Source organism: Solimonas fluminis, assembly GCF_002930645.1.
GTDB lineage: Bacteria > Pseudomonadota > Gammaproteobacteria > Nevskiales > Nevskiaceae > Solimonas_A > Solimonas_A fluminis.
Genome location: NZ_PSNW01000004.1, coordinates 268,809 through 283,343 on the forward strand (window position 1 = coordinate 268,809; position 14,535 = coordinate 283,343).

Here is a 14,535-nt window from a genome sequence, read left to right on the forward strand (position 1 = left end):
GAATCAACCGCGTGAGTAGGTCAAGCCGCCATCGACCTTGATGACGGAACCGCTGGTATAGGACGAGGCATCGGAAGCCAGATACAGCGCCGCGCCGACGATCTCCTTCGGGTTGCCGGCACGGCCCATCGGCACGCTGCGCGAGATCATCTCCCGCAGTTCATCGGGCCAGGCCTTGCTGATGTCGGTCAGGAAGGCACCCGGCACCAGCGTGTTGACGCGCACCTTGCCGCCGTACATGTGCGAGAGGCCTGCCGCCATGGTGTGCAGGGCGCTCTTGGCCATGGCGTAGGGAATCTCGTGCTCGCCCGGTTGCATGGCGCTGGTGCTGCTGACGTTGATGATGCTGCCGCCGCCGGCCTTGGCCATCCGCTCCGCCGCCAGCACCGACAGGCGGAAGGGGCCCTTGAGGTTCAGGTCCAGGACCTTGTTCCACAGCTCCTCGCTGACTTCCGCCAGCGAGGGATACAGCGGCGAAGCGCCGGCGTTGTTGACCAGGATGTCGAGGCGGCCGAATTCACGGTCCACGGCCTCCATCAGCCGCGCGGCATCGTCCCAGCGGCCGGCATGGAAGGCGACCGGCAGCGCACGCACGCCGTATGCCTCCAGCTCCGCCGCTGCCTGCTCGCAGATCTCCAGCTTGCGGCTGGCGATCACGACGTGGGCACCGTGCGCGGCGAAGCCGCGCGCCATCTCCAGGCCCAGGCCGCGGCTGCCGCCGGTGACGACGGCAACCCGGCCGGTGAGATCGAAGAGCTTGTCCATTTTCGATCCCTTTGCCCCGGCGCTATTTCCTGGCCCGCGAGGAGGTGTAGGCGGCCATTGCATCCTTCGGCACGTAGCGCCCCAGCTCCATCTTGCCGATGGCGTTGCGGTGCACCTCGTCCGGACCGTCGGCGAAGCGCAGCGTGCGCGCCATGGCGTAGGCATAGGCCAGGCCGAAGTCGTCGCTGACGCCGCCGGCACCGTGCACCTGCATCGCCCAGTCGATCACCTGGCAGGCCATGTTCGGCGCCGCCACCTTGATCATGGCGATCTCCTTGGCCGCCACCTTGTTGCCGACCGTGTCCATCATGTACGCGGCCTTCAGCGTCAGCAGGCGCGCGGAGTCGATCTGGATGCGCGCCTCGGCGATGCGCTCCAGCGTCACGGTCTGCGCCGCCACCGGCTTGCCGAAGGCAACGCGGCCCAAGGCACGCTGGCACATCTTCTCCAGCGCGCGCTCGGCCAGGCCGATCAGGCGCATGCAATGGTGGATGCGGCCGGGACCGAGGCGGCCCTGGGCGATCTCGAAGCCGCGGCCCTCGCCCAGCAGCATGTTGGACGCCGGCACGCGAACGTTGTCGAACAGGATCTCGGCATGGCCGTGCGGCGCGTCGTCGTAGCCGAACACCGGCAGGTGGCGCAGGATCTTCACGCCGGGGGTATCGCGCGGCACCAGGATCATCGACTGCTGGCTGTGCCGGCTCGGGTTGTCCGGGTCGGTCTTGCCCATGAAGATGAAGATCTTGCAGCGCGGATCGTTGGCGCCGGAGGTCCACCATTTGCGGCCGTTGATGACGTACTCGTCGCCGTCTCGCACGATGGAGCTGGAGATGTTGGTGGCGTCCGACGAGGCCACGTTGGGCTCGGTCATGGCAAAGGCGGAGCGGATCTCGCCCCTGAGCAGCGGCTCCAGCCACCGCTTCTTCTGCTCCTCGGTGCCATAGCGCTCCAGCACCTCCATGTTGCCGGTATCCGGCGCGGAGCAGTTGAACACCTCCGGCGCCCAGAGCACGCGGCCCATGATCTCGCAGAGCGGCGCGTATTCCAGGTTGGTGAGGCCGGCGCCGCGCGAGGACTCGGGCAGGAACAGGTTCCACAGCCCGGCTTCCTTGGCCTTGAGCTTCAGTTCCTCGATGATCGCCGTGGGCTGCCAGCGGTCACCCTCGGCGACCTGCTCGAGGAACTTCTTCTCGTTGGGATAGACGTGCTGGTCCATGAAGGCATTGAGACGGGCCTGCAGGTCCTTCACCTTCTGTGAATATTCGAAATCCATCGTCGTGGCTCCTGATGTCTGTTCCCTTCTCCCTCCGGGAGAAGGTGGCCCGTAGGGCCGGATGAGGGACGCGGTTTCAATGAATCGCGTCACTCGTTGGTAGCTCGTCCCTCACCCCCACCCCTCTCCCGAGGGGAGAGGGGGGCAACAACTTACTTCCGCTTCTGGATCTGCTGCACCTTCTGCCAGGCCATCTCGGCCAGGGGCCGCGCCGCCGCGCCCATCGCCGCGGCCTGCTTGCTGGCGGCGGTTCCGTCCTTCACGCGGCCGGCGATGCCCTGCAGGATCGCGCCGAGGCGGAACAGGTTGTAGGCGATGTAGAAGTCCCAGTCGCTCTGCGGGATGGCGTCGCGGCCGGTGCGCCGGCAATACGCGGCGATGTGCTCGGCCTCGGAGGGAATGCCCAGCTCGGCCAGCTTGTAGCCCGCCAGGCCGCGGAACACGCCCTTGGGGATATGCCAGGTCATGCAGTGGTAGGAGAAATCCGCCAGCGGATGGCCCAGCGTCGACAGCTCCCAGTCCAGCACGGCCAGCACGCGCGGCTCGGTGGGATGGAAGATCATGTTGTCCAGGCGGTAGTCGCCGTGGACGATGCTGCTCTCCTCGCCCGCCGGGACGTTCGCCGGCAGCCATTCGATCAGCCGGTCGAAGGCCTCGATCTTCTCGGTCTCGGAAGCCTTGTACTGCTTGCTCCAGCGGTCGATCTGGCGCGCGAAGTAGTTGCCGGGCTTGCCGTAGTCGGCCAGGCCCACCGCCGCGTAGTCCACCTTGTGAAGGGCGGCCATCACCCGGTTCATCTCGTCGAAGATGGCGCGGCGCTGCTCCGGCGTGTAGTCCGGCAGCGACGGATCCCACATGATGCGGCCCTCGACGCAGTCCATCACGTAGAACGGCGTGCCGATGATGCCGTCGTCCTCGCAGAGCACATAGGTCTTCGCCACCGGCACATCGGTCTTCGCCAGCGCGCTGATGACCTTGTACTCGCGATCCACGGCATGCGCCGAGGCCAGCAGCTTGCCCGGCGGCTTGCGCCGCAGCACGTACTTCCGGCCCGGCGTGAGCAGCTTGTAGGTGGGGTTGGACTGTCCGCCCTTGAACTGCTCCACCGTCAGCGGCCCGGCGAAGCCCTCGACGTTCTTCGACAGGTAGGCTTCCAGCGCCGCCGCGTCGAACTGATGCTTCTCCTGCACCGGCATCGTGCCGGTGAAATCCTTCTGGTCCGACACGCTCAAATCTCCTGCGGGGTGACGACGATCTTGCCGGACACGCGGCGGTCCATCAGCAGGCGGATGGCCTCGGCGCCGCGCGACAGCGGGTAGGTCCCGGCGATGTGCGGCTTGAGCTTGCCTTCCTTGAGCCAGCCGATCAGCACGCGCAGGTCGGCGAGGTTGTTCATCGGCTCGCGCTTGGCGTAGTCGCCCCAGAACACGCCGACGATATCGCAGCCCTTGAGCAGGGCCAGGTTGACGGGAATCCTGGGGATTTCGCCATTGGCGAAGCCGATCACCAGCAGGCGGCCGCGCCAGGCGGTGCTGCGCAGCGCCACCTCGGTGTAGGGGCCGCCGACCGGGTCGTAGGTGACGTCCACGCCCTTTCCGCCGGTGAGGGCCTTGAGACGTTCCTTGAGGTCTTCCTTGGAGTAGTCGATCAGCTCGTCGGCACCGTGCTCCTTGCATACCGCCAGCTTCTCGGCGCTGGAGGCCGCGGCGATCACCCGCGCGCCCAGCACCTTGCCGATCTCGATGGCGGCCAGCCCGACGCCGCCGGAGGCACCCAGCACCAGCAGGGTTTCGCCGGCCTTGAGCTTCGCGCGGTCCTTCAGTGCGTGGTAGGAGGTGGCATAGGTCATCACGAAGGAGGACGCGGTGACGAAGTCCAGGCCTTCCGGCATCGGCAGCACGGCGCGGGCGTCGGCCACCACCAGCTGGGCAAAGGCGCCCCAGCCGGTGAAGCAGATGACCTTGTCGCCCGGCTTGACGTGCTTGACCTTGGCCCCCACGGACTCGATCACGCCGGCGCACTCGCCGCCCGGCGAGAACGGGAATTCCGGCTTGAACTGGTACTTGCCCTGCACGATCAGCGTGTCGGGGAAGTTCACCCCGGCGGCCTGCACGCGCACCACGGCATCGTTGTCGCCCGGTACCGGGTCGGGACGGTCCTCCAGCGTCAGGGTCTCAGGGAGTCCCCATTGTTTGCAGAGCAGGGCTTTCATGCTTTTCTTCCTTGTTGACGATCCATGGCGATCCGTTCGTGCTGAGCCTGTCGAGGCATGAACGGACGAGAGCCGAGGGTACGGTGCGCCCGTTCACCCTTCGACAGGCTCAGGGCGAACGGTAGATGGGACAGTTGGAAAATCACGGCATCGGGTTGCGCGGCTGCCCGCCGTCGATGATGTCGCGCAGGCGCATCTCCACGGCCGGCTTGATGTTGGCGTGGGTCAGAATATAGAAGCGGTTGTCCTTCACCGCATCGATCGTCACGCGCGCCACGTCGGCGGCGCTGATCTTGCCCTTCTTCACGGCCTGGCGGACCCGCTCCTCGTAGGCCGCGGCCTCGGGATTGCTGTCGGCCAGCTCGGCCGGACGGTTGCGCGCGGCGTCGGCAATGCCGGTGTTGACGTAGGCCGGGCACAGCACGGAGACGCCGATCTTCGCGCCCGCGGCCTGCAGCTCGTGGTGCAGGCACTCGGACATCGTCACCACGCCATGCTTGCTGACGCAGTAGATGCTGGAGGCGGGGACCGACAGCAGGCCGGCGACCGAGGCGGTGTTGACGATGTGGCATTCGTCGCCCTGCGCGAGCATGCGCGGCACGAAGTTGCGGACCCCGTGCACCACGCCCATCAGGTTCACGCCCAGCACCCACTCCCAGTCCTGCTCGGTGGTGGTCCAGGTGGGTCCGGCCACGGCCACGCCGGCATTGTTGAACAGCAGCTGGGCGCTGCCATACTCGGCGTAGGTACGGTCGGCGAGCTGCTGCACCTGCCAGCCCTGCGAGACGTCGCAGCGCTGCAACAAGGCAGCGGTGCCGGCGGGCAGCATTTCCCGCGTCGCCTGCAGGCCCTTCTCGTCCACATCGGCCAGGGACAGGCGCATGCCTTCCTGCGCGCAGAGCAGTGCCAGCTCGCGGCCGAAGCCGCTGCCCGCGCCGGTGATGACGGCGACCTTGCCGGCGAGCGTCTTCATGCGACGAGGTAGCCGCCGTCGACGTTGAGCGCGACGCCGGTGGTGTAGCTGGCAGCCGGCGAGACCAGGTAGAGCACCGTGCCGGCCATCTCGTCGGGCTGGGCCACGCGATTCATCGGCACGTGCTCCAGCACCTTGTTCATGATCTGCTTGTTCTGCACCAGGGTGGCGGCGAACTTGGTGTCGGTGAAGCCCGGCAGCAGCGCGTTGACGCGCACCTTCTGCGGCGCACATTCGCGGGCGAAGGCCTGGGTCATGGAGATGACCGCGGCCTTGGTGATGGAGTAGATGCCCTGCAGCGGCCCCGGGATCACGCCGTTGACCGAGGCGACGTTGACGATGCTGCCGCCGCCGTTCTTCGCCATGGCCTTGACGCCCTTGGCCGACATGAAGAAGTAGCCGCGGATGTTGACGTCCACGGTCTTCTGGAAGGCACCGAGATCGGTCTCCCAGATCGGACCGAAGTGCGGGTTGGTGGCGGCGTTGTTGACCAGGATGTCGAGGCGGCCGTGCTTCTGCTCGATCGCGGCGAAGATCGCGTCGATCTGCGCCATCTCGCCGATATGGCAGGCGATGGCTTCGGCGCTGCCGCCGGCGGCGCGGATCTCGCCAGCCACGCGCTCGCAATCCGGCAGCTTGCGGCTGGACACGATCACGTGGGCACCGGCACCGGCCAGGGTCTTGGCGATGCTCTCGCCGATGCCGCGGCTGGCGCCGGTGACCAGGGCGACCTTGCCCTGCAGGCTGAACAGTTCGGTGGACTTCATGGGGAGCGTCTCCTCAACGATAGGTGATGTTCTTGGGCTCCCGCGTCTGTTCCAGGTGCGGGTAGGCATTCAGGTAGCTGATGGTGAGCTGGCCGGGGCTGTGCAGCAGCTTGGTGACGGCGCTGTTGACCACGGTCCAGTTCAGCGCGGCGGTGCGCGCCTCGGTCAGGCCGAACAACTCCTGGGCGACGGCGGAGATCGGGCCGCCGGAGGTGAAGACCACGGCACGCCGGGACTTGTCGGTGTCGGCCAGCACGCGGCGCACCGCGCCGACGCAGCGGCCACGGAAGCCGGCCCAGCTCTCGCGATACTCGGCATCGTGCTGCCCGCTCATCCAGCGCACCATGGCGTCCTCGAACAGGCGCTGGAAGGCGTGGCGCGGGTTCTCGAACTGCTTCAGGTAGCCACCCATCGCGGCCTTCTCCTGCAGGTCCGGCCGGCTGACGTTGAGCATCTGCACGTGGTCGTACTCCTCCAGGCCCGGATCGACGATCCACTCGGACTCCGGCGGAGCCGCGTCCATGGCGCCCAGGCAGGCCTCGGCGGTCTGGCGGTGGCGCTTCATGCCGCCCACCACCACGCGGTCGAAGCTCAGGCCGCTCTGGCGGAACCAGGCGCCCAGCAGGCGCGACTGCTCGTAGCCCAGGTCGGAAAGCTGGTCGTAGTCGGCGGCGCCGAAGGACGCCTGGCCATGCCGCACAAGGAAGATCTGGCCCATGGATCACCGTTTCAGGATTGCCGGCAGCTTAGGAGCCCCCCTACAATCATTCAAATGAATAGATTGAATCAGCGTCCATAAATGAAATGAATTTGAACCGGATCGACCTGAACCTGTTCGTAGTGCTGGACGCGATCTACACGGAAGGCGGCATCACCCGCGCCAGCCGCAAGCTCAACCTGACCCAGCCGGCGATCAGCCACGCCCTGGGGCGGCTGCGCGAGATGTTCGGGGACCCCCTGTTCGAGCGCGACGGCCGCGCCATGGTGCCGACGCCGCTGGCGCGCAGCCTGATCGAGCCGGTGCGGCGCTCGCTGCGCGGCCTGGAAATCACCCTCAACGAGGTGGCGCGCTTCGATCCGGCCAGCACGGAGCGGCGCTTCACGCTGTCGGTGCGCGACGTGCTGGAAGCGACGCTGCTGCCGGTGCTGATGCGCCGCGTCACCGAAACCGCCGCGCTGATCTCGGTCAACACCGTGCGCGTGGACCGCCGCGACCTGGAGGCGGAACTGGCGGCCGGCACGGTGGATGCGGCGATAGACACGCTGCTGCCGCTGTCGGACAACATCCGCCGCATCCGCATCGCGGCCGACCCGCTGGTGGTGATCGTCCGCGCCGATCACCCGGCCTTCGGCGACGGCATGGACATGGACACCTATCTGCGGCAGGACCATATCCTGGTCAGTTCGCGCCGCAGCGGCCCGGGGCTGGAGGACGTGGAACTGAGCCGCCTGGGGGTGGAACGCCGCGTGCGCCTGCGCTGTCAGCATTACTTCGCCGCCTGCCGCGTGGTGAGCCTGACCGACCTGGTGCTGACCATGCCCGAAAGCTATGCCCGCATCGCCAACCGCCAGTACAACAACCGCATCCTGCCCTTTCCGCTGTCCGTGCCGATGCTCGACGCCTATCTCTACTGGCATGGCAACGTCGACCAGGAACCCGCCAACCTCTGGCTGCGCGAGCAGTTGATCCAGTCCTTCGAAAGCTGATGCGGAACGATTCCTGCAGCGGCAAGGGCATGTCCCTGCTCCGCTGCCTGCCCATCCTGCTGCCCGCCGCCGCGCTCGGTGCCTGCGCGACCACCTGGGAACCGGAGCCCGCGCCGCCGCCACCGCCGCCGCGGCCCACCTATGTGCCGGCCCATATGCTGGTGCAGCGCTGCCGCGAAGTGGCGCCGCAAGTACATCCCTGGCGCGCGCGGCAGATCCACTCCGCGATCCTGCAATTTGAATTGAGCCGTGCATATCGCCGGGGCGCCAGCGGCATGAAGCCGATGGACCGCCAGCGCGCCGAGGCGCAGGAGCGCGAGGCCTGGAGCGTCCTCTGGGAAACCTGCCAGCCGGTGCTGGCTGCAGCGCCGCGCGCACCCTGAAGGCGGGCGCTATAGTCGGAGCATGAAACCGCTCCTGCTCCTGGCCGCCCTGCTGCTGCCTGCATCCGCCGTGGCCGCTCCGCGCTGCGACAAGCTCCCGCTGCGCGTGGAGAGGGAGCAGGCCGCGATCCGGCCGGTGCAGCGCATGATCGTCACCGCCGCCAGGCCGCTGTACTTCCACAGCGTACCGGACCGCGGCTGCGCCACCCCGGTCTTCGTGGTTCGCGACAACGCACTGACCGCCTACAGCGAATGGAAGGGCTGGTACTCGGTGCAGCACAGCAACGAAAAGGGCGAGATGACCAGCGGCTGGGTCAGGGGCCAGGGCCTGAAGACCGCGGGCACCCTGGGGCTGGATACGCGGATCCTGCCGGCGCCCGCCGCTGCCGCGCCGAAGCTGCCGCCGGACGCCGCCGGGGTGGTGGACCGCGTGGCGATGTGCGCCCATTTCGCCGGGGAATCCAACGGCGACCAGTCCGAGCAGGACAAGCGCATCAGCGCCACCATGACCGAACTGCGCTGCGACAGCCTGGAAGCGGACGTGGCGGCGCTGCGCAAGAAGCACTCGAACGATCCGGCGGTGCTCAAGGCCGTGGAGCAGGCCGCCACGCCCTAGGGCCCTCAGGCCGGCTTCAGGAAGTCTTCCAGCGCCAGGTCGAGATCGCCGAGCAGGCGCATGCGGTCGAGGTGGATGCCCAGGGAGGAAATCTTGCGCGCGAGGCTCTCGACGCCGCCGCGCAGGTGCCGCGCCATGTACAGGCGGATGTCCTGCGCGCTGCCGGCCTGCCAGATGCCGCTGGGCATGAAGATGTCGACCGTGGCATGGCCGCTGTTCCTCTGCACCCGGGTATCGGAATGACCCCAGAGGTCCCAGCGCCAGACCGCGCCGTCGATGTGCAAGACCGGCGAGAACTCCTTGATCACCGGGCTGTAGTGCGTCAGGCAGTGCCGCGCCAGCTTGCCGCGCAGCGCCTCGTAATGGGGCGCCACCGCACGGTCTGCCGCCTTGTCGCCGGCCTGCACGGAAAGCGAGAACACCTGGCTGAAGGACGTCGTCATTCGAGGCTCCACGGTCCGCCCAGGGTGAGCGTCCGGCTGGGCGGGGTCGTTGCGGGACCCGGGGACTGCTTCGCATCACCACCATGCTGCAAAGCAACAAGGATGCCGGGACGCCGCCTCCGGGCCCGGACCCGCACCCCCCAAACGCGGTGGAGGAGCCCCCGGGGTCATGTCCCGGCCAAGACTCCGGCCTTGATATGTGATTTTCTATTAATTTATTTCACAAAATACGACTATTAGAATTGACCGGGCAGACAGGCGCGGGCTCCGGCGGGCGCTGGCCACGGGGACGCCCCGGGCCTACCCTGCTGGCCCATCTTCCCCCAACCTGAACCCCCATGGCCTCCCGCTCCAAGACCCCGTCCAAGAACGCCCCGAAGTCCCCTGCCCAGACCCTGGCCCAGTCCTTCCGGCTGCCCAACGGCGTGCTGGTGCCCAACCGCCTGGCCAAGTCGGCGATGAGCGAAGCCCTGGGGACCCTCGACAACCGCCCGACCGAGCGCCTGGAGCGGCTGTACGCGCGCTGGGCCGACGGCGGCATCGGCCTGTGCATCACCGGCAACGTCATGATCGACCGCCGTGCGCTGGGCGAGCCGGGCAACGTCGTGGTGGAGGACGAGTCCGACCTGCCGGCGCTGCGCCGCTGGGCCGCGGCCGGCACGCGCCGCGGCGGCCAGCTGTGGATGCAGATCAACCACCCGGGCAAGCAGTCGCCGCGCGGCCTCAACCGCGAGACGGTCTCGCCCTCCGCGATCCCCTTCCGCTCCGACATGGCGGCGTTCTTCGCCACGCCGCGCGAGCTGGGCGACGACGAGATCCTCGATCTGATCCGGCGCTACGGCAATACCGCACGCATCGCCAGGAAGGCGGGCTTCACCGGCGTGCAGATCCATGGCGCGCACGGCTACCTCGTCAGCCAGTTCCTGTCGCCGCACCACAACCGCCGCAGCGACCGCTGGGGCGGCAGCCCGGAGAACCGTCGCCGCTTCGTGCTGGAGGTGCTGGCGGAAATGCGCCGCCAGGTGGGCAAGGACTTCCCCATCGGCATCAAGCTGAACTCCGCGGACTTCCAGCGCGGCGGCTTCACCGAGGACGAATCGCTGGACGCGATCCGCGCGCTGGCCGAGGCCGGCATCGACCTGGTGGAGATTTCCGGCGGCACCTACGAGGCACCGGCGATGACCGGCATCGAGCGCAAGGCCAGCACGGTGGCGCGCGAAGCCTATTTCATGGAGTTCGCCGAGAAGGTGCGGGCGGCGGTGAAGCTGCCGCTCATGCTCACCGGCGGCTTCCGCTCGCTCGCCGGCATGGCGCAGGCGCTGGACAGCGGCGCCATCGATTTCATCGGCCTGGGACGCCTGCTGGCGGTGGAACCGGACCTGCCCTCGCGCCTGCTGCGCGGCGAGGATCCGCGCGAGGAAATCAAGCCGATCAGCACCGGCATCGGCATGGTGGACCGCATGGCGCTGATGGAGGTGGCCTGGTACACGCGTCAGCTGCGCCGCATGGGGGAGGGCCGCAATCCGCGGCCGCGCGAATCGGGCCTGCAGTCCTTCGCCATCGGCATGATCGAGAACGGCTGGAACACCTTCCGCACGCGCCGGCTGCGCGCTTCCTGAGCGGGCGCTGCCGCCCGTTCCGCTACCCGGCTCACGAATGCCCCCGCCCGTCGGGCGGGGGCTGCCGCCCGCCACTTATGCACAGGCCGCGGTAGGTTTTGACGCTGTAGTCCCCGCTTCCGCCGCCGCTATGGTCGGCACAGGTCTGCTCCGCGGGCCCGTGTCGCCAGGAGGGGAATCGTGGCAGGCAGTGCAGCAACGCAGGGAGGACTCGTGGGGCCCGGCGATTCGCCGGGCGGTCCGCAGGGCGAAGCGCTGTTCCGCCTGGCGGTGGAAGCCGCGCCCAATGCCATGGTCATGGTCGGCAGCGACGGGCGCATCGCGCTGGTCAACGCCCAGACCGAGAAGCTGTTCGGCTATCCGCGCAGCGAACTGATCGGCCAGCGCATCGAGATGCTGGTGCCGCAGCGCAACCGCGGCCAGCACCCGCAGCAGCGAGAGGATTACCTGCGGGACCCGCAGACGCGCTCGATGGGCACGGGCCGCGATCTCTATGGCCTGACGCGCGACGGCCGCGAGGTGCCGATCGAGATCGGCCTCAATCCGCTCAAGACCGGGAACGGCACGCTGGTGCTGGCCTCGATCATCGACATCACCGAGCGCAAGCGCATCGAGGATGCGGTGCGCCGCAGCGAGGCACGCTTCCGCCTGATGGTATCCAGCGTCAAGGACTACGCCATCCTGATGCTCGATCCGCAGGGGCTGGTGGCGTCCTGGAACGACGGCGCCCAGCGCCTGAAGGGTTACGCAGAGCCCGAGATCCTGGGCCGGCATTTCTCCACCTTCTACCCGCCGGAGGAGATCGCGTCCGGCCGCCCCGACCGCGAACTGCGCCGGGCGCGGGACGAAGGGCGCTTCGAGGACGAGGGCTGGCGCCTGCGCAGGGATGGCAGCCGCTTCTGGGCCAGCGTGATCATCACCCCGATGTTCGACGAGGCCGGCGCGCTCACCGGCTACTCCAAGGTCACCCGCGACATCACCGAGCGCAAGCGCTCCGAGGAGCGCTTCCGCCTGGTGGTGGAAGCCGCGCCCAACGCCATGATCATGGTCGATGCCGGCGGGCGCATCAGCCTGGTCAACGCGCAGACCGAGAAGCTGTTCGGCTATCCCCGCGAGGACCTGATCGGCATGCCGGTGGAAATGCTGGTGCCGCAGGGCCGCCGGCTGGGCCACCCGACCCTGCGCGAGAGTTATTTCGGAAAGCCGCAGACGCGCGCGATGGGCAGCGGCCGCGACCTGCACGGGCAGATGCGCGACGGCCGCCAGGTGCCGATCGAGATCGGCCTCAATCCGATCGAGACCTCCGAAGGCCTGTTCGTGCTGGCCTCGATCATCGACATCACGGAGCGCAAGCGCGCCGAGCAGGAGCTGCGCAACCTCAACCAGTCGCTGGCGGCGCAGATCGACGAAACCAGCGCCGCCCTGGCCAAGCTGCAGGTGGCGCAGAGCCAGCTGGTGCAGGCCGAAAAGCTGGCCTCGCTCGGCGGCCTGGTGGCCGGCATCTCGCACGAGATCAACACTCCGGTGGGCATCGGCGTGACCGCCGCCTCGCACCTGGATGCCGAGGTGCGCAACCTGACTCGCGCCGTCGCCGCCGGCGGCCTGACCAAGTCGCAGTTCGACCGCTTCCTGCAGTCGGTCTCCCAGTCCAGCGACATCATCCTGATGAACCTGCGCCGCGCCGCGGAGCTGATCCAGAGCTTCAAGCGCGTGGCGGTGGACCAGTCCAGCGAGGAACGCCGCCGCATCCGCCTGAAGGCCTACTTCGAGGAGGTGCTGGTGAGCCTGCGCCCGAAGATGAAGACCACGCCGCACCGCATCGAGCTGGACTGCCCGGAGGAGCTGGAGATGGACACCATCCCCGGCGCCTGGTCGCAGGTGCTGACCAACCTGGTGGTCAATGCGCTCTCGCATGCCTTCGATCCGGGCCAGGCCGGCCTGATGCGGATCGAGGTGGATTGCACGGAGACGGGGGTGCGGGTGCGCTTCCGCGACGACGGCCACGGCATCGCCGCCGAGAACCTGGCCAAGATCTTCGACCCCTTCTTCACCACGCGGCGCGGCCAGGGCGGGACAGGCCTGGGCCTGCACATCGTCTTCAACCTGGTGCACCAGACCCTGGGCGGCAGCATCGGCGTGGACAGCGCTCCTGGCCACGGCACCTGCTTCACGATCCTGCTGCCCCAGACCCGGCGCCAAGGAGCCGAACCATGAACATCGAAGCCCCCGAGGAGCTGCTGAGCTTCGCCGCCGAGCCGGCGGCGGCCCCGCACGACGCCGCCGCCAAGCCCTGGAAGATCCTGGTGGTGGACGACGAGGAGGAGGTGCACCGGGTCACGCGCCTGGCGCTGGGCGATATCCTCGTGCACGGACGCCCCCTGCAGTTCATCGACGCCTACAGCGGCCGCGAGTCGGTGGAGATCATGCGCCACCAGCCGGACATCGCCATGGTGCTGATGGACGTGGTGATGGAAACCGAGCACGCCGGCCTGGATGCGGTCCAGGCGATCCGCCACGAACTGCAGAACCGCTTCGTGCGCATCGTGCTGCGCACGGGCCAGCCCGGACAGGCACCCGAGCACGAGGTGGTGCGGCGCTTCGACATCAACGACTACAAGGAAAAGACCGAGCTCACCACCACCAAGCTCTATACCCTGCTGCACACCGGCCTGTCGCTGCACCGGGAGCTGGTGGCGATGGACCAGGCACGGCTGGGGCTGGAGCAGGTCATCACCGCGTCGGCCTCGATGTTCGAGGAGCAGTCGCTGGAGAAGCTCCAGCATGGCCTGCTGCAGCAGCTCGCCGCCCTGCTCTACGCGCGCCGCGACGCGGTGATCGTCAGCACCGGCGTGACCGCCGCCTACACCGACGGCTCCCTGCGCATCGTCGCCGGCACCGGCAGCTACCTCGGCACCGAGGGCCGCATGGCCGACGAGGTGCTGCCGCCCGAGGCGATGTCGCATATCGAGCGTGCCTTCATGGACGGCATGATGGTGGTGGGCGAGCACCACTTCGCGGTGCATTTCTCGACCCGCGCCGGCAGCAAGCACGTGGTCTACCTCAGCAGCGAATCGCGCTTCGAGCCCTCCGACGTGCGCCTGGTACAGCTGTTCTGCCGCAATGTCACCATCGCCTTCGAGAACCTGGCGCTGAACGAGGAAATCCGGCGTTCGCAGCGCCAGCTGATCCTGCTGCTCAGCTCGGCCATCGAGGAGCGCTCGCCGGAACTGCGCAACCATGTGCAGCGCGTATCCCACTACGCCATGCTGATGGGCCGCCTTCTGGGCCTGTCCGGCGACTCCATCGACGCGCTCGGCGTGGCGGCGGCGATGCACGACCTGGGCAAGATCGCCGTGCCCGACGCGGTACTCAACAAGCCCGGCGCGCTCAGCGACGAAGAGCGCCGCGTGATGGAAAGCCATGTCACCCGCGGCAAGGCCATGCTGCAGGGCCAGGCGGGCGCGCTGCTGCGCCAGTCGGAGCTGACCGTGGCGCAGCATCACGAGCACTGGGACGGCGGCGGCTATCCGATGGGCCTGCAGGGAGAGGAATCGGACCTGTTCGCGCGCATCACCGCCGTAGCCGACGTCTTCGACGCGCTGTCCAGTTCGCGCTGCTACAAGGAGGCCTGGAGCATCGGCGAGGTGGCCGACTACTTCCGCCGGCAGCGCGGCAAGCAGTTCGAGCCGAGGCTGGTGGACCTGTTCCTGGACAACCTCGAGCTGTTCCTGGAGATCCGGCAGCGCTACTCGGCACCGGCCGCCTGAAGCCTCCGGC

General features: G+C 68.1%; 14 protein-coding genes. 6 read left to right on the forward strand and 8 right to left on the reverse strand.

Features of this window, described 5'->3' with window-relative positions:
• Positions 1-3: 3 nt before the first annotated feature.
• From C3942_RS09700 to C3942_RS09730, 7 genes are all read right to left on the reverse strand, one after another.
• Positions 4-765, reverse strand: coding sequence for an SDR family NAD(P)-dependent oxidoreductase (locus C3942_RS09700; protein WP_104230181.1), 762 nt, complete (start codon positions 763-765; stop codon positions 4-6).
• A 22-nt stretch (positions 766-787) separates the two neighbouring features.
• Complete coding sequence (locus C3942_RS09705; protein ID WP_104230182.1) at positions 788-2,038, reverse strand: acyl-CoA dehydrogenase; 1,251 nt, start codon at positions 2,036-2,038, stop codon at positions 788-790.
• A gap of 152 nt (positions 2,039-2,190) precedes the next feature.
• The gene (locus C3942_RS09710; protein WP_104230183.1) at positions 2,191-3,270 is read right to left on the reverse strand and encodes a phosphotransferase; all 1,080 of its coding nucleotides are present in this window, start codon (positions 3,268-3,270) and stop codon (positions 2,191-2,193) included.
• Positions 3,267-4,250: an NADPH:quinone oxidoreductase family protein gene (locus tag C3942_RS09715; protein ID WP_104230184.1), complete on the reverse strand. Its 984-nt coding sequence runs from the start codon at positions 4,248-4,250 to the stop codon at positions 3,267-3,269. Before C3942_RS09715 ends, C3942_RS09710 begins: the two co-directional genes overlap by 4 nt.
• Before the next feature lie 142 nt (positions 4,251-4,392).
• Positions 4,393-5,223: an SDR family NAD(P)-dependent oxidoreductase gene (locus C3942_RS09720; RefSeq protein WP_104230185.1), complete on the reverse strand. Its 831-nt coding sequence runs from the start codon at positions 5,221-5,223 to the stop codon at positions 4,393-4,395.
• Positions 5,220-5,990 (reverse strand): SDR family oxidoreductase, encoded by a 771-nt coding sequence (locus tag C3942_RS09725; RefSeq protein WP_104230186.1) that lies wholly within the window; start codon positions 5,988-5,990, stop codon positions 5,220-5,222. The genes C3942_RS09720 and C3942_RS09725 overlap by 4 nt, the downstream gene beginning before the upstream one ends.
• Positions 5,991-6,003: 13 nt before the next feature.
• Positions 6,004-6,708, reverse strand: coding sequence for a histidine phosphatase family protein (locus tag C3942_RS09730; protein ID WP_104230187.1), 705 nt, complete (start codon positions 6,706-6,708; stop codon positions 6,004-6,006).
• 86 nt (positions 6,709-6,794) lie between these two features.
• On the opposite strand from C3942_RS09730, the gene C3942_RS09735 reads away from it, so the two are divergent.
• Genes C3942_RS09735 through C3942_RS09745 form a run of 3 tightly spaced genes read left to right on the forward strand, consistent with a single transcriptional unit; the run spans position 6,795 to position 8,696 of the window.
• Complete coding sequence (locus C3942_RS09735; RefSeq protein WP_104230188.1) at positions 6,795-7,697, forward strand: LysR family transcriptional regulator; 903 nt, start codon at positions 6,795-6,797, stop codon at positions 7,695-7,697.
• Entirely contained in the window at positions 7,697-8,080 is a 384-nt protein-coding gene (locus tag C3942_RS09740) for a hypothetical protein (protein ID WP_104230189.1), read from the forward strand. The genes C3942_RS09735 and C3942_RS09740 overlap by 1 nt, the downstream gene beginning before the upstream one ends.
• A gap of 22 nt (positions 8,081-8,102) precedes the next feature.
• Positions 8,103-8,696 (forward strand): hypothetical protein, encoded by a 594-nt coding sequence (locus C3942_RS09745; protein ID WP_104230190.1) that lies wholly within the window; start codon positions 8,103-8,105, stop codon positions 8,694-8,696.
• A 5-nt stretch (positions 8,697-8,701) separates the two neighbouring features.
• Here the strand turns inward: C3942_RS09745 and C3942_RS09750 are convergent, their stop codons facing one another.
• Positions 8,702-9,139, reverse strand: a complete 438-nt coding sequence (locus C3942_RS09750) for a hypothetical protein (protein ID WP_104230191.1) — start codon at positions 9,137-9,139, stop codon at positions 8,702-8,704.
• A 338-nt stretch (positions 9,140-9,477) separates the two neighbouring features.
• Between C3942_RS09750 and C3942_RS09755 the strand changes: the two genes are divergently transcribed.
• The 3 genes from C3942_RS09755 to C3942_RS09765 all read left to right on the forward strand — a co-directional run bounded on the left by C3942_RS09755 (position 9,478) and on the right by C3942_RS09765 (position 14,525).
• Entirely contained in the window at positions 9,478-10,758 is a 1,281-nt protein-coding gene (locus C3942_RS09755; protein ID WP_104230192.1) for an NADH:flavin oxidoreductase/NADH oxidase family protein, read from the forward strand.
• Between the two features lie 213 nt (positions 10,759-10,971).
• A complete protein-coding gene (locus C3942_RS09760) occupies positions 10,972-12,972 on the forward strand; it encodes a PAS domain-containing sensor histidine kinase (RefSeq protein WP_104230193.1) in 2,001 nt (666 codons plus the stop codon).
• The gene (locus tag C3942_RS09765; protein WP_104230194.1) at positions 12,969-14,525 is read left to right on the forward strand and encodes a DUF3369 domain-containing protein; all 1,557 of its coding nucleotides are present in this window, start codon (positions 12,969-12,971) and stop codon (positions 14,523-14,525) included. Before C3942_RS09760 ends, C3942_RS09765 begins: the two co-directional genes overlap by 4 nt.
• The last annotated feature ends 10 nt before the right edge of the window (positions 14,526-14,535 follow it).